This window comes from Pseudomonas sp. LFM046, assembly GCF_000949385.2.
Classification (GTDB): domain Bacteria; phylum Pseudomonadota; class Gammaproteobacteria; order Pseudomonadales; family Pseudomonadaceae; genus Metapseudomonas.
This window is the reverse complement of the sequence record NZ_JYKO02000001.1, coordinates 748,197-772,222: the sequence shown is the minus strand read 5'-3', so window position 1 is coordinate 772,222 and position 24,026 is coordinate 748,197. Positions and strand designations below refer to the sequence as shown.

General features: G+C 61.1%; 21 protein-coding genes. 2 read left to right on the top strand and 19 right to left on the bottom strand.

Annotation, left to right across the window (positions count from 1 at the left end; translation table 11 throughout):
• On the top strand, positions 1–1,338 hold the full coding sequence (locus TQ98_RS03665; protein ID WP_044872169.1) for a sigma-54 dependent transcriptional regulator: 1,338 nt from the start codon (positions 1–3) through the stop codon (positions 1,336–1,338).
• 77 nt (positions 1,339–1,415) lie between these two features.
• Here TQ98_RS03665 and TQ98_RS03660 read toward each other — a convergent pair whose 3' ends face one another.
• From TQ98_RS03660 to TQ98_RS03600, 13 genes are all read right to left on the bottom strand, one after another.
• A complete protein-coding gene (locus tag TQ98_RS03660) occupies positions 1,416–1,832 on the bottom strand; it encodes a type IV pilin protein (protein ID WP_044872170.1) in 417 nt (138 codons plus the stop codon).
• The gene (locus tag TQ98_RS03655) at positions 1,829–5,281 is read right to left on the bottom strand and encodes a PilC/PilY family type IV pilus protein (protein ID WP_158249345.1); all 3,453 of its coding nucleotides are present in this window, start codon (positions 5,279–5,281) and stop codon (positions 1,829–1,831) included. Before TQ98_RS03655 ends, TQ98_RS03660 begins: the two co-directional genes overlap by 4 nt.
• A 16-nt stretch (positions 5,282–5,297) precedes the next feature.
• Entirely contained in the window at positions 5,298–5,810 is a 513-nt protein-coding gene (locus TQ98_RS03650; RefSeq protein WP_052659183.1) for a PilX N-terminal domain-containing pilus assembly protein, read from the bottom strand.
• A gap of 16 nt (positions 5,811–5,826) precedes the next feature.
• Positions 5,827–6,858 (bottom strand): PilW family protein, encoded by a 1,032-nt coding sequence (locus TQ98_RS03645; protein WP_044872172.1) that lies wholly within the window; start codon positions 6,856–6,858, stop codon positions 5,827–5,829.
• 10 nt (positions 6,859–6,868) lie between these two features.
• Positions 6,869–7,306 carry a type IV pilus modification protein PilV gene (gene pilV, locus TQ98_RS03640; RefSeq protein WP_044872173.1) on the bottom strand — a complete coding sequence of 146 codons (438 nt, stop codon included), beginning with the start codon at positions 7,304–7,306 and terminating at the stop codon, positions 6,869–6,871.
• On the bottom strand, positions 7,303–7,770 hold the full coding sequence (locus TQ98_RS03635; protein WP_052659184.1) for a GspH/FimT family protein: 468 nt from the start codon (positions 7,768–7,770) through the stop codon (positions 7,303–7,305). Before TQ98_RS03635 ends, pilV (TQ98_RS03640) begins: the two co-directional genes overlap by 4 nt.
• A 255-nt stretch (positions 7,771–8,025) precedes the next feature.
• Positions 8,026–9,117, bottom strand: a complete 1,092-nt coding sequence (gene thiO, locus TQ98_RS03630; RefSeq protein ID WP_044872174.1) for a glycine oxidase ThiO — start codon at positions 9,115–9,117, stop codon at positions 8,026–8,028.
• Positions 9,118–9,316: 199 nt separating this feature from the next.
• Positions 9,317–9,856, bottom strand: a complete 540-nt coding sequence (locus tag TQ98_RS03625; RefSeq protein WP_044872175.1) for a GspH/FimT family pseudopilin — start codon at positions 9,854–9,856, stop codon at positions 9,317–9,319.
• 8 nt (positions 9,857–9,864) lie between these two features.
• Positions 9,865–13,020, bottom strand: coding sequence for a PilC/PilY family type IV pilus protein (locus TQ98_RS03620; protein ID WP_052659185.1), 3,156 nt, complete (start codon positions 13,018–13,020; stop codon positions 9,865–9,867).
• 24 nt (positions 13,021–13,044) lie between these two features.
• The gene (locus TQ98_RS03615) at positions 13,045–13,527 is read right to left on the bottom strand and encodes a PilX N-terminal domain-containing pilus assembly protein (RefSeq protein ID WP_242443042.1); all 483 of its coding nucleotides are present in this window, start codon (positions 13,525–13,527) and stop codon (positions 13,045–13,047) included.
• A complete protein-coding gene (locus TQ98_RS03610; protein WP_242443040.1) occupies positions 13,524–14,654 on the bottom strand; it encodes a PilW family protein in 1,131 nt (376 codons plus the stop codon). The genes TQ98_RS03615 and TQ98_RS03610 overlap by 4 nt, the downstream gene beginning before the upstream one ends.
• Complete coding sequence (gene pilV / locus TQ98_RS03605) at positions 14,651–15,199, bottom strand: type IV pilus modification protein PilV (RefSeq protein WP_242443038.1); 549 nt, start codon at positions 15,197–15,199, stop codon at positions 14,651–14,653. Before pilV (TQ98_RS03605) ends, TQ98_RS03610 begins: the two co-directional genes overlap by 4 nt.
• 5 nt (positions 15,200–15,204) lie before the next feature.
• Positions 15,205–15,678, bottom strand: coding sequence for a type IV pilin protein (locus TQ98_RS03600; RefSeq protein ID WP_082073187.1), 474 nt, complete (start codon positions 15,676–15,678; stop codon positions 15,205–15,207).
• Positions 15,679–16,024: 346 nt separating this feature from the next.
• On the opposite strand from TQ98_RS03600, the gene TQ98_RS03595 reads away from it, so the two are divergent.
• Positions 16,025–16,540 carry a GspH/FimT family pseudopilin gene (locus tag TQ98_RS03595; protein WP_044872178.1) on the top strand — a complete coding sequence of 172 codons (516 nt, stop codon included), beginning with the start codon at positions 16,025–16,027 and terminating at the stop codon, positions 16,538–16,540.
• Positions 16,541–16,634: 94 nt separating this feature from the next.
• Here the strand turns inward: TQ98_RS03595 and ispH are convergent, their stop codons facing one another.
• The 6 genes from ispH to murJ form a co-directional block, all read right to left on the bottom strand.
• Entirely contained in the window at positions 16,635–17,582 is a 948-nt protein-coding gene (gene ispH / locus TQ98_RS03590; RefSeq protein WP_044872179.1) for a 4-hydroxy-3-methylbut-2-enyl diphosphate reductase, read from the bottom strand.
• A 43-nt stretch (positions 17,583–17,625) separates the two neighbouring features.
• Positions 17,626–18,063, bottom strand: coding sequence for an FKBP-type peptidyl-prolyl cis-trans isomerase (fkpB, locus tag TQ98_RS03585; protein WP_044872180.1), 438 nt, complete (start codon positions 18,061–18,063; stop codon positions 17,626–17,628).
• Positions 18,056–18,559 (bottom strand): signal peptidase II, encoded by a 504-nt coding sequence (gene lspA, locus TQ98_RS03580; RefSeq protein WP_044872181.1) that lies wholly within the window; start codon positions 18,557–18,559, stop codon positions 18,056–18,058. Before lspA ends, fkpB begins: the two co-directional genes overlap by 8 nt.
• Positions 18,552–21,386: an isoleucine--tRNA ligase gene (gene ileS / locus TQ98_RS03575; RefSeq protein ID WP_044872182.1), complete on the bottom strand. Its 2,835-nt coding sequence runs from the start codon at positions 21,384–21,386 to the stop codon at positions 18,552–18,554. The genes lspA and ileS overlap by 8 nt, the downstream gene beginning before the upstream one ends.
• A 15-nt stretch (positions 21,387–21,401) precedes the next feature.
• Positions 21,402–22,340: a bifunctional riboflavin kinase/FAD synthetase gene (gene ribF / locus TQ98_RS03570; RefSeq protein WP_044872183.1), complete on the bottom strand. Its 939-nt coding sequence runs from the start codon at positions 22,338–22,340 to the stop codon at positions 21,402–21,404.
• A gap of 106 nt (positions 22,341–22,446) precedes the next feature.
• The gene (gene murJ, locus TQ98_RS03565) at positions 22,447–23,982 is read right to left on the bottom strand and encodes a murein biosynthesis integral membrane protein MurJ (RefSeq protein ID WP_044872184.1); all 1,536 of its coding nucleotides are present in this window, start codon (positions 23,980–23,982) and stop codon (positions 22,447–22,449) included.
• Between the last annotated feature and the right edge of the window lie 44 nt (positions 23,983–24,026).

The following is a 24,026-nucleotide window of genomic DNA, read 5'->3' as shown; positions in this document are numbered from 1 at the left end:
ATGACCCGACAGAGAGCCCTGATCGTCGATGACGAGCCCGATATCCGCGAGCTGCTGGAGATCACCCTCGGGCGCATGAAGCTCGACACCCGCAGCGCCCGCAATCTCAAGGAAGCCCGCGAGTGGCTCGCCCGCGAGCCCTTCGACCTGTGCCTGACCGACATGCGCCTGCCCGACGGAACCGGCCTGGAACTGGTGCAGCACATCCAGCAGCGCCATCCCATGGTCCCGGTGGCCATGATCACCGCCTACGGTAGCCTCGACACCGCAGTGAACGCGCTCAAGGCCGGCGCCTTCGATTTCGTCACCAAGCCGGTGGACCTCGGCCGCCTGCGGGAGCTGGTCAGCACCGCCCTGCGCCTGAGCGCTCCCGAAGAGGACGAAGCGCCGGTAGATGGCCGTCTCCTGGGCACCTCACCGCCCATGAGCGCCCTGCGCAAGCAGATCCAGAAACTCGCCCGCAGCCAGGCGCCGGTCTATATCAGCGGCGAATCCGGCAGCGGCAAGGAACTGGTGGCGCGGCTGATCCACGAACAGGGCCCGCGCGCCGACCGGCCCTTTGTGCCGGTCAACTGCGGGGCCATTCCTTCCGAGCTGATGGAAAGCGAGTTCTTCGGCCACAAGAAGGGCAGCTTCACCGGCGCGGTGGAAGACAAGCAGGGCCTGTTCCAGGCCGCCAACGGCGGCACGCTGTTCCTCGACGAGGTGGCGGACCTGCCGCTACCCATGCAGGTGAAACTGCTGCGCGCCATCCAGGAAAAGGCCGTGCGCGCCGTGGGCGGCCAGCAGGAAGTGGTGGTGGACGTGCGCATCCTCAGCGCCACCCATAAAGACCTGGCCGCCGAGGTGGCCGCCGGCCGCTTCCGCCAGGACCTCTACTACCGTCTCAACGTCATTGAACTCAGCGTGCCGCCCCTGCGGGAGCGCCGCGAAGACATCCCGCTGCTGGCGGAGTCCATGCTCAAGCGCCTGGCCCAGCAGAGCGGTCTGCCGGCAGCGCGCCTCGCCCCGGAAGCCCTGGACAAGCTCAAGTGCTACCGCTTCCCGGGCAACGTGCGCGAACTGGAGAACATGCTCGAACGCGCCTACACGCTCTGCGAGGACGACCAGATCCAGGCCCGTGACCTGCGCCTGGCAGAAGCCGCCGGCACCACCGAAGGCGGCGAGGCCAGCCTGGCGCAGATCGACAACCTGGAAGACTACCTGGAAGACATCGAGCGCAAGCTGATCATGCAGGCGCTCGAAGAAACCCGCTGGAACCGTACCGCCGCAGCCCAGCGCCTGGGCCTGACCTTCCGCTCGATGCGCTATCGCCTGAAGAAGCTGGGCATCGATTGATGCCCGGAGGGCCCGTGGGGTGGATAGCCATCAAACAGCGCTGAACCCCCGGTCTGGAAATGCACGCCCCCTGCCATCTACCAGCACTGGGCCACGGTACGCGTGGCATTGGCCAGCGTGCGCTCGCCGGTGTGGCTGATCTGGAAGTCGCCGCACGGGTCGCCGGCCATGCTGCCGGCACGGGTGGCACGCAGCAGGTAGGCGGTTGCGGTCGCCGCGCCTTGGGCGGCGATGGTGTAGTTGGCCGCCCCCGAAGCCGGCGCCTGGGTGGCAACGGCATCCGCAAAGTGGCCTTCGGCATCCAGGTACGAGCCGTGGGCGGAATAATAGCGCTCCAGCGCCTGCGCGCCTTCCATCAAGGCGGCCTTCACCTCGGCGCGCTTGCCCTTGCGCACGTGCTCCGTGTAGCTGGGGTAGGCGATCGCGGCGAGGATGCCGATCACCACCAGCACGATCATCAGTTCGATCAGGGTGAACGCCTTACTGTGTTTCATCGGATCTGGTTCCAGGATTGGCGCCCTTCGAGAATGTCCAGGGTATTGGCAGCGGGGATGCAGTCATCCACGCCGGTACCCCGGCAGAGCCAGTATTTTTGTGGGTCGATCAGGTCGTACGAGCCTGTGGGTATGCTGCCGGAGGAGCCGATACCGGACGGTGGCAACTTCGTCCCATCGTTCGAGACCATGTCGGCCTCGGTAAACTTGCCGTCCTTGTTCAGATCCAGCAGGACGTAGTTGAGCCGCCCGCCGGTGGCCATGTCCAGCACCATGGTCCAGCCGGAACCACCCGCCAGGCAGGGATCTGCGGAGGGGATAGCGGTTTCGACAACGAGGCGATTGAGCAGGATGCGGGGGGCGAAGATCATGCGTTCGCCCTGCGCCCCGTGGACGGGTGACGTCAGGTCAAGGTACCAGCCGCGCTTCCTGCTCCAGTCGATGGCGCTGGTCGGCGCGTCGAGCACCCGCACATTGCGGGAAAAAGCCTCGCCCTCGAACAGGATGGAACGCCCTTCAAGCGCGGTTCTGCCGCTGAAAGCGATGGACGAACCGCTGCTCGCCTTCTTGTCCCAAATGCCATAAACGGTCTGGGTGCCCTGTTCGGCGACATCGCCTGCGGTATACAGGCGCCCCGTCCCAAAATAGACGATCACACCTTGGGACACGCCATCGGGGTGGTAGGCGATCTCCGGCTTGACGCTGATGGGTTGGCGATTGCCTTGGGCATCAGTAGCGACATAGAGCGGCTGCGGTGTATTTCCGGACTTCAGGCTGACCTCGAAATCATCCGAGCCGTCACCATTGTCCTTCAGGTTGAATTTCCACAGGTTGCCACTGAGGTCCCCGGCATACACGTCCTTGACATAGATGTTGCCGGACCCGTCCACGGCGTAGACGAAGGACGGGCTCGAGAGCCCGCCAGTGGCGGAGCCCGCCCGGACCTTGTTAACCGCGCCCGTCGCCAGATCAACGATAAACAGCACTGCGTCGTCACTGGTACTCCCGTGGCCGTTGCCGAAGATGGCTGCCCAGCTGCCATCCTTCATGCGTCCAATCAACGGCTCGCCAAAGTTGTACCCGAGGTCCGCGTCGTTGCTGATTTCCCAAAGTACGTTGGTGGCGCTGAAGCCGCTTTGGGATGCATCGGTGACATCGAGGGCGAAGACGCTTTTGCCACCCGCGCCCAGGCTGCCCAGCAGCACGGTTCGCCACTGATCGTTGAGGCGGGCATCACGGATGTGCAGCTTGCCGTCCACGAAGTAGCGGTGCTTGTAATCGCTATTGGCCAGGGTCTTGACGTTGCCCAGCACACCGTTGGGCATGTAGGCGAAGAGTTCGTTGCCGGTGTTGGCATTGAGGGCATGCAGGAAGCCATCGTTGGCTCCGACGAACAGCACCGGTGCTCGGCTCGATTTGGCGGCAACGAACTGCGCATACGTCTGCTCGTTGGCCGGCACCGGCACGCGTCCGTGAAACCCCCAGTCCTGCCGGTTGGCGAGCACCAGGGTGGAGTTGACGATATCGCCTAGCAGGGTGGAACGCTTGCGGAACTTCAAACCTGCCGGCGCCTCGTTTTCACGACTGCCCATCAGGTACGTGAACAGTGCCTCGCTGTCATTGAAGTGAGTCTTGAGGCCAGTCGGAAGCGCGCCCCAATTCAGGGCCAGGCCGTGGTTCCGCCCTGCACTGCCATCATGGGTGAACAGGTTGCGGCTGCCCGTACCCAACGTGCGTCCGGCCTCCCACATCTCTTCGAAGACCACCCCCGCGCTGGTTCGCTTCGGTCGTTTCGCCAGCAATTTGCCGGACCAATCCGCACTGCTGTAATACGCCTCGTAAACCAGGGTGTTGCCGTCCAGGCGCCGCGCATTGGGCACTGCGGCGGTGTTCGATCCGGTACGGTCGGCGATCGACGCGAGGGTATCGCCCAGCGCGCTGGCGAACTGCTGGGGATCCTGAGCGCTGTAGAAGCCACCTCGACCGTTCACCGCAGCGTGCAGCAGGTCATCCAGCTTTGCAGGGTCGCTGTCTGCCGGGTCTGGCCAGGAGATGGCCCCCCCATTCCGGGCAGCAGTAAAGGCTGCTTGTGGATCGATGGTTCCGCTGACCCCCAACCCGACGCCGAACGTCACCATGTGCTGCCAGAGCGCAGGATCAGCCGGGTCGGTCGGTACCCGGTTTGCCAGGTCGGGGTGCAGGTCACGGCTCCAGTAGTACATGGCTACGTCGGCCAGGGTATTGGCCTGACTGTCATTGAACGGCGCCTTTGGCACATAGCGATAGCTCTGACCGTCTGGCCCACTGATGGCCGGGCCGTTGGTATTGTCCACGTTAGCCCGCGCTGCGGGCTTGGAGGCGGCATCGTTATTCCAGTAGCCATCCGTGGTCAGGATCGTGTAGCTCTGCCGGCAGGAATACTCCTTGCCTCCCGACTGACCCGGAGTCGAACTCCAGGGCCCGCCGCTGCCCGTGCGGGAGTAATACTCGCCAGCGTCTCCCAATGCCCGGCGCAATGGTGTTCCTCCGGAGGCCGACGCGGAAAACAACCAATCGTAGAATTCGGAACGGCCGCTACCCTCGAAACGGCGCACGCCGCGAACCAGCGTATCGGTGCTGCTCGAATCGACGGTCTGCCCCGTCACGTTGATCGCGCCGTAGCCGACCCGGATGTCCCCCGGTAATCCAGAGAATGCCTGGCTCACCCCGGCCTTGGCCGACATCATGCGGTTACGGTAGTAGGAGAACCAGTTGGCGAAATTCTGCCGCTCGGCAGTCCCTACGCTACGTTCGGCATAGCAGGCATCCTGGCGGGGATTGCTGGCGCAGGAGCCACCGCCAACGTATTCGTAATAGAAGGCGGCAACGCCCCCGCTCTCCGCCCCCACGGCAAACCCGTTGTAGTACTCGACTTTGCTGCAGCGCTTGTTCAAGCACTCGTAGCTGTTGGGCGAAAAATAGTCGTCCATGATCGCCAGGTAGTCATTGCCCAGATTGACCGTCGTCCCTCCCGCATAACCGTCCACGTATGCGGCCGCGAAGCTCGCATTGGCATAGCGCTGCCCGTCGCTCTTGATGGGTGGCAGGTACTGCACGGCCGGGTTGTAGTAAGACTTGTTCAAGTGGCTTGAGGCCAGGTAACGAAGGCCGGTTTTCGGGCAGAAATGCAGATTCTTGCCAGCGTACGTGCCTCGCCCCGCGCATTCCTTGCGCTCGTACCAGTCGTCCGAGCGCTCCAGGTAGGAGGGTTTCAGATCGTCCGGCAGAAAGCCCCAGCGCATGGAGCCCGAATCATCCAGGATGAACGTGAGGTTGGGCTCGACCTGGCCGCCCAGGTTCAGCGGAATCTGCGACGGCACGAAGGCCGCCTGAGCGCTGTGGCTGATGGCGGCGGTCAACAGGCTGGCTGTGATTGTCCGTGCCACGAACAGGAACTTCGACCCGATCATCTGCATCTCCCTTCGGTCAGTTCTGGCTGCGCACGGCAATGGCCACGGTGGAGCGCAGGTGTACCTCCGCATCCCCGGTGCCGTATCCGGTGGCTTCGACGTTGAACAGATAGGTGCGGCTCAGGCAGTCAAAGGCACGGTTCTCGGCGATCGAACCATCGGTTTCGCAAACGAAAGCGTTCGCCCCACCCGAGGCGCCGTAGAAACTGCGTACCCGGCAGTCCGGTTGCCGGGGTTTGGCATTAAGTTCAACGGGAGGCGACCACTGTGCCTCTGTGACGGCCGGACAATCCGTGCTCGCCAGGAACAACTGCGCCGGGTCGACGCTGGCCTCCACCTGCTCGCGTACGTGGGCCTCGCCGACCCGCAATGCGCTTTCTGCCGCCTGGAACGCCACGTTGTAATCCCGGGCGCCACCGGCCATGCGTTCTTGCAGGGTGCTACTGGACATTGCAGTCACCCCAAGCACGGTCAAGGCCAGGATTGCGATCAGGCAGACCAGCAACACCGCCCCTTTTTGCTCTTGCATGTTCATCCTTGTCTTGTCAGTCAATGCGATTGCGCAGGGCGACGACCGTGCTGAATACCTGGCGCAGGCGCCCATCCGCCGCCACGGTCGCGCCACCGAACTGGATGGCCTGGTCCCGCGCCCCCGCCACCCGTTCCTCGCTGACCAGCAGCAGATCGATCTTCACCGTCCGTACATCGCGCCAGCGGTTGGCCGCCTCGACTTCGGCCGGGCTAAGGTAGGTCTGCACACCGACGTTGTTGCCCGCTGCGACGCCGTAGCTGGTGCGCAGGGATTCCACCCCCTCGATGATCTCGTTGGTCTGCACCGGCACCTGCGCCAGGTCGCGGACGAACAAGGCACGGACTGGCTGCCCCGTCACCGAGGTGCGTCCGGTATCGGCAACGTAGAACGTCCTGTGAGCGAACCCCACCACCCGCGCCGGGCTGGTGAACTGGATATCGGAAAACTTGAAGCCACCGCACTTGGCGTCCTTGGCATTGGTGCCAGCGGCATGGGTAAGGGTCACTTGACCGGCCCCAGATGAATTCGGCTTGTTGGTTATGCGGACGACCACCGCCTTTTCCATGTCCAGCACCATCACCGCATGATCCTTCTGCATGCTCGGGCAATAGGCCGTGACCTTGAGATTCGCGTTCTGCGCAGGCTTGAGCAGTTCGCCAACGGTGAGGAAGGACTCGCAACCGTCATTGGCGAAGATTGACAGCTCATCGGTGCCCACCGCGCCCAGTCCGCCAGCTGCGGCGTTACGCTTGCCCCAGATCGGGCGATTCATCGCACTCCATTCCGCTGCGGTGCCGTTGCTGGCCACTACGCAGATATCCTCCTCATCCAGCCGGGTTCCCACCCCAACGCCTGCCGGACGCAACTCGGCGGCCAGGTATTGAAGAGCGAAGCGACCGTTTTCCTGCAAGTGGCCGGCGGCCCCCTGAAGCAGAAAAGTATTCTTGTTGCTGATGAATACTTGCAGCACCGCCAGGCTGATAACCAGGCCAAGCGCCATGGCTACCATCAGCTCCACCAGGCTCAAGCCGTGTTGCTTGTGCATGCGCACCCCGTCAAATCTGCGTGACGAAGGAGAACTGCTGGGCGCGGCTTCCACCCACCCGCTCCTCGTTCCATTGCACGACGACCGTGAAACGGTCTCCGTTCTGCACCACTCCGCCATTCCCGTCAGGCAGTTGCTGCGCCAGGTTGGCCCGCCACTCCGCCAGGTCACGCTGGAACGGCAGACAGGTCTCTTTCGCCGGGTCACAAGGCAACTCGGCACCGACCGCCAAACTGTAAAAGCCGGCTTGCGCGTCACCCCGCCCCGCCCGCATCCGGTCCGCCATCTCATAGGCGAGGAAGATTGCGTGAGAGCGCACGGATGCCGTCTGATTGGCCTTCAGCGCCGTGAGCTGCATGGCCGCCAGCCCAAGGACACCGACAGAGAAAAGCAGCACCGCGACCAAGACCTCGATCAAGGAGGACCCCCGCTGAAATCCGGCAGTCATTGGCAACTCCCCTTCTCCAGGGAAATCGAACCGGACAGCTCGACAGAGACAATGCGATTGAAGGTGGCGCAATCGAGTCTGGAGTCCTTCACCACCAGATCGAGACTCACCCTGGCCGCACTCAACAGGCGCCCCTGTGCATCGAAGAGGACACTTTGCAACCCATCGGGCTCGACCGAGAACAAAGTCAGCGGCGCGAACCGGCGTATCTCCTGGCCATCACGATCGCGTAGCACCTGCCATGCACCGTCGGCGGCCAGCGGACCACGCAACCGGATCGTTTGCGATCCCTGCACAGCTTCACGCCGCGCATAATTGAGCATGTCGGAAAACGCGCTCAATTCAGCCGACGCCTGACTATCGCGAAGCAATTTGGAGAGATTCGGTGCTGCCAGGCCAATCAGAACCGCGAGCACGACAAGCGTGACCAGCAGTTCGATCAACGTAAAACCTCGCTGCGACATTCCCTGCCCCTCTCCAGCTAAACGGTGCGAACTCGAGCGGGCGAGCGCCCGCGCAACGAAGCTTCCTGCTCCTGCTTTGCCAGCCTTCCATGACGAGCGGTCAGATTTAACGACCAGCGGCAAATTTCGCGCGAATAGTAGCTGAGTGGGACGTTCGTTTTAAATTGGATTTCGCGAACTGCGAGCTTGCCCACAAGAATGGGCAAGCTCGCATGGGAGAAGGGCTTGCGACGCCCGTGCGGGCAAAGGCTGAGGTCAGCCCAAGCGGCCCTCGGGAGCGTAGGGCTGCGGGTTGATGACGGGATCACTGCCGAGAATAAGGTCCGTCAGCAATTGGCAGGAGGCTGGCGCCAAGACCAACCCATTGCGGTAGTGGCCACAGTTCAGCCAGAGGCCGTCCGCTTCGGGCACCGGCCCGATGAAGGGAATCCCTTCCGGCGAACCTGGGCGCAATCCCGCCCAGTGCCCCACGAGCTCGGCGTCCGCCAGTTGCGGCAGTAACTCGAAGGCAGACGCCTTGAGGCTTTCCAGGGCTTCCTCCGTGGGCGTCTTGTCGAAGCCGGCGTGCTCCAGGGTGCTGCCCACCAGGATGTGGCCATCCCGCCGTGGAATCGCGTAACGCCCCTTGGCCAGCACGATGGCCGGGAGGAAGTCTGGCGCACATTTGAACAGAATCATCTGCCCCTTGACCGGCTCCACAGGCAGCTTCAGCCCGAGGCTGGCCAACAGTTCGCCGCTCCAGGCACCGGCGGCCAGCACCACGCGATCGGCCAGGACATCGCCGTCGGCAGTGCTCACACCCACCACACGCTCGCCCTGCCGGATAAAACCGTGCACTTCGCTGTTCTCGCGCAGCGACACGTTGGGCATCTGCAGCAAGGCTGCGCGCAGTGCCCGGGTCAAACGCGGATTTCGCACGTTGGCCACGCCAGCCATGAAGATAGCCCGGGCATACCCCGGCCCCAGCGGAGGCACGGCGGTGTGGACTTGGTCCATTGTCACTGGCGCCAGAGGCCGGCCTTCCCGCGCAGCCCAGGCCAGGGCCTCGGATTCGTCCTCAAGGTCCAGCCAGTACAGGCCAGTTTCATGGACTTCGGGATCAATCCCGGTTTCAGCGAACAGACGCTGTCCCAGGCCGGGGTAGTAGTCCTGAGACCAATGAGCCAGGGCCGTTACAGCTGAGGAATAACGCCAGGGATAGAGAGGGGAAACGATGCCGCCGCCTGCCCAGGAGGACTCGCGTCCACATTCGCCCTTGTCCAGCAGGCAGACTTCGAGCCCTGCCTGCGCCAGCGAGTATGCAGACAGCAACCCGATAGCCCCCCCTCCGACCAACAACACGCGCATGGAACCTCCAGAACAACAGAAACATCCGGAGCGTCGCCTGAGCCAGAAGCCTGCATAGCCCGCCTCACACAAACGGCGCATGGATAATACGATCTCAACACCAAGGTGCGGGAAAGGCCCCGCACCGGGTTGGAGATTCTAAGTCAGAGGGAAAAGGTAATGCGCGCCTGTTGCCCAAGAACGACTATTCAAGCACCTGTCAGGAGCAGGTACCCTCGGTGGTCTTTGACACAGAGGTCCGTCCCGTGAGGCTGATCGAGACCGACCGTTCCTCGGCCCCGACAGTTGGAGACGCACGGCAGACTTTCAATACCGTGCTTACGGACGCTGCGCCCGAGGGCTGAAATGCAATGCTGTGAGCAGAGGCTGTGATCAGGAATCCGCTTGGTGCCGCCGGATGGGACTGGAGCACGGTGCCGGTTGAACTTCGGACGATCCAGCCCTGCTGCCAGCCCCCCGATGTCGCACAGGTCGTGCCATTCGAAGAGGCACAGAGTGTGACCGCCTGATTACGCTTGATTGCTTCGCTCCGAGCCAGCGCGACGCCCCCTACCAGGTCGCTGGCCTGGGATCGCAGTTTGCTGCCCAAGGTCGCATTGGTGAAGCTTGGAACGGCGATCCCGAGAAGGATCGCCACGACCACCAGTGTGATCATCAACTCGATCACCGTGAAACCGGATTGCCTGGACAAACCGGAAAACGTGGGGCTGGACACTCGATCGCTGACTTCACGGCTCATATCAGGAGTCACTTCTCAATGTTCCAGAACACGCGCGCCTTGGGTTGTACAGCAATGGGCGGCTTCGGCGGCTCGCCACCCTCGAGCGAGGACGTACTGCCACAGCCGATACAGAAGGGCACCGTGGGTCCGTTATCGAGCTTGACCAAACCCGCTACGGGTGACGGAGGCAAGCCATCGCCCGCCAATTCAGCATAACGCTCTCCGTTCTTGCCCTCGGCATTCTTGAAGTTGACGTTGTACACCCTCGCATCCCCCAGGTCTGGAGTACAGGCTGCTGCGTTCGCAATTCTCGGCCTGTGGGTGCTGAACGTCACGTTACCGAAAATGGTCAACGCGGAAGTCACAACCTGCTCAGTTGGATCCAATGCGAGGTACCAGCCTTTCTTCAGGTCGAGCGCGTCCTGGGCTGGGGTAGATCTGTCAGTAATGGCAAACAAAGACGCTTTACACAGGATTGAAGCACCTGCGCAGTTAGTCCCCTCCGAAGCAAGCCATTCGGAGTCAGTAGGGCGGTCCTTGAGCATGAAGAAATAGTTTTGCACTGCCGCAGCATCATCATAGAAGCCGACAGGCTTCTCCCTATCGCCAGACCCTAGCAGAAGGACATAGGTCCCATTGTCGTTGACTACATCAGGGCCATATATGAACTTGCGCGCATCAACGCCGGTACCGCCCAGAGCCGCGATTTTCGTAATGGTCCAGCCACCCGGGGACGTCGTGCCGATCGGTGAGTTGGCTGTACTTCCCGAAATGCGATAGACGTTTCCGCTCAAGTCGGCCGCATAGGCGAACTTGGCCATGCCATTGGCATCCTTGGCAACGGTGATATCACCCACCACACCGCCAGCGGTCTGGAAGGATTGCTTGATCACCCCCGTTTCAGCATCGACCAGATAGATCACATGCCCTTTACCAGAAGACTTGCAACTGCTGGTCGCGGGGTCGCTGTCTTCGCAGGCGTCATATCCGCCCCCCATGATCAGCATCGGCTTGGCGATACCGCTACTTTGATATCCGGATGACTTGAGCACCACCGGGCTCGCCCACGTCTGTCCGATATCAGATGAGTTCGATGTGCAGGTGGTGTCATCCGCTGACGTGCAGCCCAGTTTCCAAAGGAGCTTCGGCGTGCCAGCGGTGGACACATCGAATGCGTACACCGCACGACCACCACGGCGCATGGTTGCATAAATCCACGCCTTGCTACCGTCCTTGTAAGCGACGACCGGTCCGTCAAATCCATAGGCCTTAGGCAAACCAGTCGGGCTGTTCGGAAAGCTTATCTTGGGTTGATTTTCCCTGTTGCGCAGGAACATCCCGTAGCTCTCCGGCGCTACAAACGACCAGATCTCCTCACCCGGCGCTCTATCGGCAATATTCGACCCACCGTCGCGATTGCCATTCACGGCCCGGAGCATGCCGTCGTTGCCGCCGTAGAAAACCACAACTTGAGGAGAATCAGTGTCCGAAGCGGCATAGTTGATCGCAACAGGACGCGAATGAACGACGTCACCATGGGACGTCCGCCTCATCGACACCGCTAAATCAGTGGCGCTCTTGCCAGCAAAGGTTTCTCCCTTGGTATTCAAACCACGAGCCCAATTGATCAAGTCGAGTCGATCGGCGTCAGTCATACTGGCGTTGCCCAACGCATCTTTTGTAATCGCGCTATTGCCGGTGTCGAATGGTTCAAGAGTTGCCTCGCATGTGGTGCCACATGTCTTGACATTTCGACTGGCGGGCGTAATGGCCCTGAGTTTGTAGCCCTGCCCACCTTTTTCTACCACGTTACCATCGCGGGTATTGGAACTAGCGGGTTCAGAACAGTTCTGTACATCGATACTTGTCCAATAGCTATCTGTCGCCGTCTTAGCCGGCGTCCAATAACTACGCGCACACTCGGAGATGAAGCCTGAACCACTCGAGGAAATAGCTGATGAATCATCAGCATCGGCCAGTCTCAGCACCCCGTTCAGAAACGCCAACTTGTATTGCTTCAGGTTACCGTGCCATCTGGGCAGCGCGTCCTTATCAGGGCGAAACATCCCAATGAACACCTGATTCAGGTAAGTACCTTGAGTATTCACGCTGACCGGCAGACTTACCGAGGCGAATACGCTGTTGACAGACTGAATCTCCGCCATGATCGTTGCCAGGCTGTCGACAATCTCCACGGCACTGTTAGCCTCGAAATATTTGCCGCCACCAACGCCTTCGGACATGCTTTTCAGCAGGGCCGTCAACTCTGAACTTGGTTGATTCTTGAAAACATCGATCGCATACGTAATGACATTCTGCTTGCCCAGCGCAGAACTTACGTCAGTCTGATACAGGAAACGAGCCATCTCATCCGCGTAGCGCACATCCGCAGTTGAAGTCGCGTATATCTGACTGGTACTTCCACCCACATTGCCCAACAGCGTCTCACCGATAAAGGTATTTCCACTCTTCTCGGCCGGTGTCGGCCAACCGTTTCCGATGACAATCAGATAATTCTTTCCCGAGCAGGCAGTCGAACTCCCCGAAATAACCGGAATATAGTTATTCTTTGTCGTCGGATCGCTAAAAGCATCCGTATCCGTTTTAGCGTCGGGCTCCCCCGAATACCTTATCGCACCAAAATGGGTTGCATCTGTAGTCCCTCCCGCTTGGTTCAGCGAGGACTTGGCAACGCTCGTATAGCCACCGAAATACTTGAAAACCTCAAACATCGCCTGGTCATAGCCAACCGATGCGGGAACCGTCTCACTATTATCGTTGACATTTATTCCATCAAGGATCGTTGACAGCGCAGCCCGATTAGCGACGGTCATTGGCTTCACTGCCGTGCGTACATATCCTCCTGAATTGCTCTTGTTCGCTTTTCCCTGCGTCAGGAACATCAGCCCCAGATTGACCTTCGCATCCTCGTTAGCAGGTGCCAACGAATTGATAACCGTCTTGATCGCATCGAGTTCGTAGCGCCCCTGAGTCGCCCCACTGGGCCACCCCTGATTTTGCGCTGACCAGTTAGTGGTGTTGTCTATCAATATAATGACATTGGGATTGTCCGCAGATTGGGTGGGAGTCGACCCCACGAACAGGTCGATGTCCTCAGCCGCAACGGCCATTGGCAGCACCAGCAATGCTGCCATTACCCTACTCAACAATTGAGCATTCATGACTGACTCCAATCAGTGCAAATCTCACGGACAAACTGCATTCTTCTTCGCATCGGTCAGCAGCACTCGAACGCCGGAACGAACCTGCACGGACCCGCCGGTTTTCGAGTCCGAAACCGTAGCGTTGACGCTCCACACGGTATTCCAGGTATTACTCGACATGGATAGGTTTTCACTACTTGGCGCAACCACTTGTGCCAGCGACTCCTGGATACATACGGGCGTGGCAATGTCGACCACATAGTCCACGTTCCCATCGTTATCAATGTCAACGTTGGAACGTGTTTCCTTGGGAGCCGCAGTAAAGTCGGTACTCACAACCAGCTCAATTGCCGTATTGGCAGCCGCGAGGGCCTCGTCACGGGTCTGCATATTGCCAACGGACTTGAGGTTTACCGAACTCATGGTAAATGCACTCGAGACCAACATGGTCAGCAACAGCAGCATGATCAACCCAACTACAAGTGCGGCGCCCTGTTCCCTATTCTTGAATTGAACCTTACTCACGGAGTCTCCCTCCGTCCCGCAACATTGTTCAAGCGAACCGTAGTGGTGTAGACATGACGTTTGAAACCGTCATTGAATGGCCCAGCACTAGTCGCCCCCAGGTTGTAGGTCTTGCTGTCAGAGTGACCGGACGAAGTCTCGGTACTCCGAACCAGCAAGTAGATGCGGGCCGCTACCACATTGACCAGTTGACTTACATTGCAGGCTGAGGCTGTCGTGCAACGGATGAAATCCCCATCTGGAACGCCATCTCCCCTATTGGTAGGAGACACCTTGTTCAGGGGGTTGGCCCAGGTAACTGCCTGCGTATAATTGACGGCGGCGCCACTGTCGCTAACGCTATCCACACCCAACTCAACAATTAAACCCTCAACCCCGTCGACAATTGGCTGTACATTCCAACCACTGCCACCACCACCAGTAAACTCCGCCCGCATCAGCGTATTGTCATCCCGAACAAAATATATATTCGAGACGAACTTACGCTTCTCCGCCAACTCAGTAGCAAGGCAACTTCTTCTCTGCAGGGTGAAGCCAGACTTGCTCAACACATAGGCATAAGGAGACACACTGGAACACCTGGAAAACTGAAAATAAACTTTGGCAGCATCGTCAGCTTCACAGTTTGCGACACCAGGAATGCAATTTTCCGCATGGCGAACGACCACGACATCAGTACCGTCTTTCTTGTTCTGCACCACGGTAGAACAACCAGGTGGAACCGCATCATATGTCTGTAGCGAAATGCCCATGATCCTGGTCTTGTAAGTGGCATCCCAGGATGAATAGGCGAGGCAAGGCTCGGGGACCGCGTCTGGCAGGTCGGCGGGTACTGCCGTCGCGGTCAGATCATCGAACTGCGGGATATAACCATTCCAGAACCCGCCATGGTACAGGTCGTCGGCAATCAGTTGGATGGCGAAACGCCCATTCTCGATCTGGGCGTTAGTCTTCTCCATTTCCGTATTGGTACGCGCAACATCGACGAAGAGTTTGAGAATGGCCGCCATCATCAGCAAACTAACGGTCACCGCCACCATCAACTCGATCAGGCTGAACCCTGATTGGCTGCTCGGCTTTCTACCATGGCCACTCAGGACACCCGGCACAACTCCATTCATATTCATAGGTTCGCAATTCGCACGATGGTGGTCACAACTCGGCGACACATGTCGTTGGCGCAACCTGAATCGCCGTCATACTGATTCTTCCCACAAGCAATACTTGCAGGTGGCGCAGACAGCGGCGCCAATCCTTGCCAGGCAACGGTGACCAGGTATTCACCGCCTCCCAGGGACTCGACACACCCCCTCCCACCAACCATGGCGCCAAGCTTGCTGTTACCCTGGGTTTCGCCCGCTCCTTGCAAAGCAGAGCACCATTGCACCTTGTTGGCATTCCCGAGGCTGGCGCATGAAGCGGTATTGGCCCCGACACTCGTAGTGCCGGTTACCAGCGCGGCGACATTATTGCGATTGATGGCAAGACGATTGGCCATGTCATTCAGAAGCAGCAGGGCCTGAGAACGTTGGTACGCCTCCATTTCAGACTGCTGCAGACGTGACTGCAATGCCGCCATACCGAGCAACCCAACCGAAAGGATGAGGATGGTCACCAGCACCTCGATCAAAGTCATGCCGCGCTGAAGGCGCAATTGAGATCGAACGTTCATGGCACCTACCATTTCCCTGGGGGAGTCTTGGCCCCCGAGCTGTCGAGCGTCAGGTCACCGTCGCTCAACTGTTGGCCGGTGGCGGTGAAGGTGATGGTGAAGCTGGGAACGGCACCAGTGCCAAGAGTGATGCTATCGGTGTACCTGCCGACCAGTTCTCTCTGCAGGCTGTAACCCAGTTGAGCCTTGGTTGCATAGGTGCGGTTGGCCAGAAGGTATTGTTGCTGGCGATTTGCGATATCCATCATCTGCGCCTGTGCAGCCGTACGATTGCCACGAATCACATGTTTCTGGTAACTCGGATAGGCAATAGCGGCCAGGACGCCAACGATGGCGACCGCAATCAAGACTTCTATGAGGGTAAACCCACGCTGTTTCTTTCCGCCCACTGAGTCACCTACTTGGTTTGACGACCGGAGGAATGTCTGATTTGACTTCTTGATCCCAACGCCGGTTGGAATCCCTTCAGTTACTGCCATTTTGCTTCCTCCGACTCCTGTCGCAACGTCACCCGATTCTGCCTCAGATTCACAGCATAAGTCTGGCAGCCAGCTACCAGCGCTGTAATACGGGCGTTACACATGTATCCCTAGCACATTCGTACATACAGCATGCGTCATTCCTCTAGGACGCAGAGTGATCTGCCGCCAATTTCAGGAGTTTTCCCTGCCTCAGCATCAACCTGATGACCTTGAGAAATCCCTTCAATTCCAGAAGCTTACAGGTCTGGTTTGAATCTGGTCCTTTCGTCGGCGACGGGCGGGCAAAGACCGGGGATGACAGGCCACCAATACCGTAGACTTTCTCAAGAAGGGCAAGGAAGCCATGACTGGAAATTCACGCGGATTCACGCTCATCGAAGCGCTGATAACGCTGACACTCGTAGCTTTGTGCATAGGCCTTGGCATACCTGCACTGACCCAGTTCATTCAGGCCCAACAACTGAACGCCGCCACCCAGACGCTGATCTCAAGCCTTGCCTATGCGCGGCAGGCATCGATCACACAGAGGGTTCCCGTCCTGGTGGACAATCAGGACGGCGACTGGTCAACAGGTTGGCTGGTCTATGCCGATCAGAACGGCAATGGCCTCTGGGATGAAGGCGACCCCGTGCTCAGGCTGGTTGCCCCGCAGCCAGAGGGGTTGGTCATAACAGGCAATTCGCCGGTACGACGCTATGTGCGCTACACGCCGACGGGCCAGGCATCCCTTGCGGGCGGTGCGTTTCAGGCCGGCACGCTAACGCTTTGCCATGTCGACGGCCGGCTTCCAGTGAGAAAACTGGTGTTGAACGCTGTGGGCAGGGTGCGCAGCGCCAAAGGAAAGCCAGGGCGCTGTTGAGCTCCAGCCATGGAAATGGGCGTGGCAAGAAAGCGTTGCTTACGAACCACCACATTTCCCTGAGCTTTGGAGCTGCCGAATCAATGAGGGGCCGTCAGCCGACGTCCACCACCCGCAGCTCTTTCGGCATGGAGAACGTCACATTCTCCTGCCGGCCATCCAGCTCGACGGCCACTTCCGCGCCCCACGCCCTGAGCTGCTCGATCACGCCTTGCACCAGAACTTCAGGCGCGGAAGCGCCAGCGGTGATACCAACACGCTGCACCTTGTCGAACCACTCGCGCTTGAGATCCTCGGCGCCGTCGATCAGGTAGGCCGGGGTGTCCAGGCGTTCGGCCAGTTCCCGCAGGCGGTTGGAGTTGGAGCTGTTGGGGCTACCCACCACCAGGACCACATCGCTTTCGTGGGCCAGTTGCTTCACCGCGTCCTGGCGGTTCTGGGTGGCGTAGCAGATGTCGTCCTTGCGCGGGCCGCCGATGTTGGGGAACTTCGCCCGCAGCGCATCGATCACTCGGCTGGTGTCGTCCATGGACAGCGTGGTCTGCGTGACGAAGGACAGGGCTTCCGGGTTGCGCACCTGCAGGTTGGCGACATCCCCCTCGTCTTCCACCAGATAGATGGCGCCGCCATTGCTGGCGTCGTACTGGCCCATGGTGCCTTCCACCTCCGGATGACCGGCGTGGCCGATAAGGATGCACTCGCGGCCATCGCGGCTGTAGCGCGCGACTTCCATATGCACCTTGGTCACCAGCGGGCAGGTGGCGTCGAACACCTTGAGGCCGCGGCGGGCGGCTTCCTGGCGCACGGCCTGGGAAACGCCGTGGGCGCTGAAGATGACGATGACGTTATCCGGCACCTGGTCCAGCTCTTCGACGAACACGGCGCCACGGGCCCGCAGGTCCTCGACCACGAACTTGTTGTGGACCACTTCATGGCGCACATAGATCGGCGGACCGAAGACTTCCAGGGCGCGGTTGACGATCTCGATGGCGCGATCGACGCCGGCACAGAAGCCGCGGGGATTGGCGAGTTTGATTTGCATGGCGGTTACCTCGTCCGGCCGTGCCGGCCCCAAAGCGGATGAATCAGGCCGGTTGGACCGACAGGATTTCCACTTCGAAGGAAAGCGGCTTGCCGGCCAGCGGGTGGTTGAAGTCGATGGTCACATGGGAGTCATCGATGAACTTGACCACCCCAGGAAGCTCGGCGTTTGCCGCGTCATTGAAGATGATCAGCAGGCCTTCGGAGAGTTCCATGTCCTGGAAATTGCCGCGGGGCATCACTTGCACGTTCTGCGGATTGTGCTGGCCGAAACCCTGCTCGGGCTCGATGGCCAGGACGCGCTTGTCGCCGCTCTTGAGGCCATAAAGCACGCTCTCGAAACCCGGCAGCAGGTTGCCGTCGCCCACCTTGAAGGTGGCTGGTTTCTTTTCGAAGGTGCTGTCCACCACGTCGCCGTTATCCAGCTTGATGGCGAAGTGCAGGGTGACTTCCATGTCCGGCCCTATGCGATGTTCAGTCATGGGCGGGTTCTCCGGACTTCTTCGCTTTGAACATGTCCAACGCCAGCATCACGGCGCCGACGGTGATGGCGCTATCGGCCAGGTTGAACGCCGGGAAGTACCAGCGGTTCTGCCAATGCACCAGGATGAAATCGACCACGTGGCCGAGTACCACGCGGTCGTAGAGATTGCCCAGGGCGCCGCCCAGGACCAGGGCCAGCGCGACGGCCAGCCAGGTCTCTTCGGGCTTCAGGCGCTTCAGCCAGACCACCAACACACCGCTGACCACCAGGGCGATCACGGCGAAGAGCCAGCGCTGCCAGCCGGAGCTGTCGGCAAGGAAACTGAAGGCTGCGCCGGTGTTGTAGGCCAGGGTCCAGCTGAAGTAATCGGGAATGACCACGATCTGCTGGTAGAGATTGAGCTCGGTTTCGAAGAACCACTTGCTCGCCTGGTCCAGCACGAACACCAGCGCGGTCAGCCAGAGCCACCCAAGGCGGCCGTATGCCTTAGGCATAGTGACGAACCTCGCCAGCGCCATCGATGTTTTCCACACAGCGGCCGCACAGGTCCGGGTGCTTCACGAACTGGCCGACATCGGCGCGGTGGTGCCAGCAGCGGCCGCACTTGGTGTGGGCAGACTTGTGGATCTTCAGCTTGAGACCGGCGACGTCGGTTTCCACGGCATCAGCCGGGGCGCTGGCCAGCGGCTGCACATCGGCAGCGGAGGTGATCAGCACGAAACGCAGCTCGTCGCCCAGCTTGGCCAGGCGTGCAGCCAGGGTCTCTTCGGCGAACAGGGTCACTTCGGCCTGCAGGTTGCCGCCGATGGCCTTGTTGCTGCGCAGGTTCTCCAGCTCCTTGTTGACCGAGGCCTTGGCGGCCATGACCTGCTCCCAGAAGTCGCGGTCCAGCTCGATGCCTTCGGGCAGCTCGCTCAGGCCCTGGTACCAGGTGTTCAACATCACCGACTCATTACGCTCGCCCGGCAGGTATTGCCAGATTTCGTCGGCGGTAAAGGCCAGGATCGGTGCAACCCAACGCACCAGCGCCTCGGCGATGTGGAACAGCGCGGTCTGGCAGGAGCGACGCGCCACGCTGTTGGCAGCGGTGGTGTACTGGCGGTCCTTGATGATGTCCAGGTAGAAGCCGCCCAGCTCCTGCACGCAGAAGTTGTGCACCTTGGAGTAGACGTTCCAGAAGCGGTACTCGCGGTAGGCCTCTTCCAGCTCGCGCTGCAGCAGCAGGGCACGGTCAACGGCCCAGCGGTCCAGGGCCAGCATGTCTTCGGCAGGCAGCAGGTCCGTCACAGGATCGAAGCCGTTCAGGTTGGCCAGCAGGAAGCGAGCAGTGTTACGGATGCGGCGGTAGGCATCGGCGCTGCGCTGGAGGATCTGCTGGGAAACGGCCATCTCGCCGGAATAGTCGGTGGCCGATACCCACAGGCGCAGGATGTCGGCGCCCAGGCTGTCGGTGACCTGCTGCGGCGCGATCACATTGCCCAGGGACTTGGACATCTTGCGACCGCTCTCGTCCACGGTGAAACCGTGGGTCAGCAGTTGGCGGTACGGCGCGTGGCCGTCGATGGCGCAGCCCGTCAGCAGGGACGAGTGGAACCAGCCGCGGTGCTGGTCGGAGCCTTCCAGGTACAGGTCGGCCGCCGGACCACTAGCCTGGCCCAGCTCGGCGTGGGACCCACGCAGCACGTGCCAGTGGGTGGTACCGGAGTCGAACCAGACGTCCAGGGTGTCGTTGATCTTGTCGTACTGGGCCGCTTCGTCACCGAGCAGTTCGGCGGCATCCAGCTTGAACCAGGCCTCGATGCCTTCCTGCTCGACGCGCTTGGCGACCTCGTCCATCAGCTCGACGGTGCGAGGATGCAGCTCGCCGGTGGCCTTGTGCAGGAAGAACGGGATCGGCACGCCCCAGTTGCGCTGGCGGGAAATGCACCAGTCGGGACGGCCGGCGATCATGCCATGCAGGCGCGCCTGGCCCCAGGCGGGCACGAACTCGGTCTTATCGATGGCGGCCAGAGCACGCTCACGAAGATTGGCCCCCTGCTCCGGCTGCTTGTCCATGCCGACGAACCACTGGGCCGTGGCGCGGTAGATCAGCGGAGTCTTGTGGCGCCAGCAATGCATGTAGCTGTGGCTGATGCTCTCGTGCTTGAGCAGCGCACCGACTTCTTCCAGCTTGGCGACGATGACTGGGTTGGCCTTCCAGATGAACTGGCCGCCGAAGAAGGGCAGCGCCTCGACGTAGACGCCGTTGCTCTGCACCGGGCCGAGGATGTCGTCATTGCTCATGCCGTACTGCTTGCAGGTACGGAAGTCGTCTTCGCCGTAGGCAGGCGCGGAGTGAACGATACCGGTGCCGGCGCCCAGTTCGACGTACTCGGCCAGGTAGACGGGGGACAGGCGTTCGTAGAACGGATGGCGGAAGCGAACCAGGTCCAGCGCCTCGCCCTTGGCAGTGGCGATGACTTGGCCGTCCAGGCCGTAGCGCTGCAGGCAGGACTCCACCAGTTCCTCGGCGAGGACCAGCAGGCGCGCACCAGTATCCACCAGCGCGTAGTTGAATTCGGGGTGGACGTTCAGCGCCTGGTTGGCCGGGATGGTCCAGGGGGTGGTGGTCCAGATCACGATGGCGGCCGGCTTGCCGAGGCTGGCAAGACCGAAAGCGGCAGCCAACTTGTCGGCATCCTCCACCGGGAACGCGACGTCGATGGCGTCGGACTTCTTGTCGGCGTACTCCACTTCCGCTTCAGCCAGGGCCGAACCGCAGTCGAAGCACCAGTTCACCGGCTTCAGGCCTTTGAACACGAAGCCCTGCTTGACCATCTCGGCCAGGGCGCGGATTTCTCCGGCCTCGTTGGCGAAGGCCATGGTCTTGTAGGGGTTGTCCCAGTCGCCCAGTACGCCCAGGCGGATGAAGTCGGCCTTCTGACCCTCGATCTGCTCGGCGGCATAGGCGCGGCACAGCTCGCGGGTCTTGTCGGCGGGGAGGTTCTTGCCGTGGGTGGTCTCGACCTTGTGCTCGATGGGCAGGCCATGGCAGTCCCAGCCCGGCACATAGGGGGCGTCGTAGCCCGCCAGGGTCTTGGAACGGATGATGATGTCCTTGAGGATTTTGTTGACCGCGTGACCGATGTGGATGCTGCCGTTGGCATAAGGCGGGCCATCGTGCAGAACGAATTTCGGGCGCCCTTCGCCGATCTGCCGCAGCTTGCCGTACAGGTCGATACCGTTCCAGCGCTGCAGCTGCTCCGGTTCGCGCTGGGGCAGACCGGCCTTCATCGGGAATGCCGTCTCCGGCAGGTTGAGCGTCGCTTTGTAATCGGTCATTTCAGTCCAGGCTCTTCAATTTGATTGAGTACCCTGCCAATAGGCACGGGCGGCAGCGACATCCGCATCGATCGCCGACTTCAACGCCTCCAGGGAGGCAAAACGCTGCTCATCACGCAGCTTGTGATGGAAGGTCACACTGACTCGCCGGTCATAGAGATCGCCGGCGAAGTCCAGCAAGTGGACCTCCAGGTGGGCGCGCCCGTCGCCCTTGACGCTGGGGCGCACGCCGATATTGGCCACTCCGGGCTGTTGCTGGCCGTTCAGCTCGACGCTGACCAGGTACACGCCATTGAGCGGTACCCGGCGGCGCTTGAGCTGCACGTTGGCGGTCGGCGTGCCCAGTTGCCGACCAAGCTTCTGCCCGTGCAGAACTCGGCCAGTGATGGTGAACGGTCGTCCCAGCAGCCGTTCGGCGAGGGGGAAATCGCCCTCGGCCAGGGCCTGCCGCACGCGCGTGCTGCTGACTCGCTGGCCATCCAGTTCCACAGTAGCGGCGGCTTCGACGCTGAAACCCTCAGCGTCACCAGCCTGCTGGAGGAATTCGAAATCGCCGGCACGGTCGCAGCCGAAGCGAAAATCGTCACCGATTTCCAGATGCTTGGCGCCCAGCCCTTCCACCAAGACCGCATGCACGAACTCGGTGGCGCTCAGCTCACGCAGACGGCGGTTGAACGCCAGGCAGAGCACCTGGTCGACACCCTCCCGGGCCAGCAGCTCGAGCTTGTCACGCAGGCGCGTCAGGCGTACCGGAGCGGTATCCGGGCCGAAGTATTCCCGCGGCTGCGGCTCGAAGATCACCACGCAGGTGGGCAATCCCAGCTCAGCCGCACGCTCGCGCAACCGCTTGAGAATGGCCTGGTGGCCGCGGTGCACGCCGTCGAAATTGCCGATGGTGGCGACACAGCCCCGATGTTGGGGCCGCAGGTTGTGTAGGCCTCGAACCAGCTGCATAGCACAAGTCTTGTTCACAAAGTGGTCGATTATACGCACAGCCGACGCCGGACAACAGGCGCCGCAAACCGGCCAGCACGATAAGCGGCGACCGGTCGCATGCAGGTCAGACGGCGCGCCGGGCGAAGTCGCGAAGCCGGAAGCCCAGCAACGCCAGCATGCCGAAATAGGCAATCACACCGGAACCCACCAGGAGACCGAGGCGCAGCAGGCGCGCTGTCATGTTGCCCAGCTCCCAGGCCGGCAGCAGGTACATCACGCCCAGCAGCACGGCGCACATCACCAGGACAGCCAGCACCAGCCTGGCGAGGAACCGCCCCCATCCCGGCTGCGGCTGGAACAGGCGTTGTTTGCGCAGCTGCCAATAGAGCAGGCCGGCATTCATGCAGGCTGCCAGGCTGATGGCCAGGGCCAGGCCGGCGTGACGCAGGGGGAAAACGAAGGCGAGGTTCATCAGCTGGGTCGCCACCAGGGTGAAGACAGCGATTTTCACCGGCGTGCGGATGTTCTGCCGGGCGTAGAAGCCGGGCGCCAGCACCTTCACCAGAATGATCCCGAGCAGGCCCACGGCATAGGCGATCAGCGCGCGCTGCGTCATCAGCGCATCGTTGGCAGTGAACTTGCCGTACTGGAACAATGCCACCGTCAGCGGCTCGGCCAACAGCGCCAGCGCCAGGGTGCAGGGCAGCACCAGCAGGAAGCAGAGGCGCAGGCCCCAGTCCATCAGTTGTGAGTAAGCGTGGCGGTCGTCGCTGGCGTAGGTTTTCGCCAGTGAGGGCAACAGGATGGTGCCCAGCGCCACACCCAGGACCCCGGACGGCAGCTCCATCAGGCGGTCGGCGTAGTACATCCAGGACACCGACCCCGCCGCCAGGAAGGACGCGAAGATGGTGTTGATGATCAGTGAGATCTGTCCGACGGATACCCCGAAGATTGCCGGCCCCATCTGCTTGAGTACACGCCAGACGCCCGTGTCACGCAGATTCAGGCGCGGCAGAACGAGCATGCCGATGCGCTTCAGGGACGGCAGTTGGTAGAGCAGTTGGGCCAGGCCGCCGACCAGCACCGCCCAACCAAGGGCCATAATCGGCGGGTCGAAATAGGGAATCAGGAACAGCGCGAAGATGATCATGCTGACATTCAGCAAGGTCGGGACGAACGCCGGTACCGAGTAGCGGTTCCAGGTATTCAGGATCGCGCCAGCCAGGGACGAAAGGGAGATCAGGAAGATGTAGGGGAACGTCACCCGCAGCAGGTCGGTGGTCAGGGCGAATTTCTCGGGCGTGTCGGCAAAGCCCGGTGCGGTGACCCAGATCACCCAGGGCGCAGCCAGGATGCCCAACAGCGTCACCAGCGCCAGTACCAGGGTCAGCAAACCGGACACATAGGCGATGAAGGTCCGGGTCGCTTCCTCGCCCTGCTGGGTCTTGTACTCCGCCAGGATGGGCACGAAGGCCTGGGAGAAAGCCCCCTCGGCAAAGACGCGGCGCAGCAGGTTGGGCAGCTTGAAGGCAACGAAGAAGGCGTCGGTGGCCATGCCGGCGCCGAAGTAGCGCGCGACGATGGTGTCGCGGACAAAGCCCAGGACGCGGGAAAGCATGGTGATGGAGCTGACGGCCGCCAGCGACTTGAGCAGGTTCATTCAGGGGTCCGGGCTGGAATCGCGCACCCCGGCGGCAATTGGCG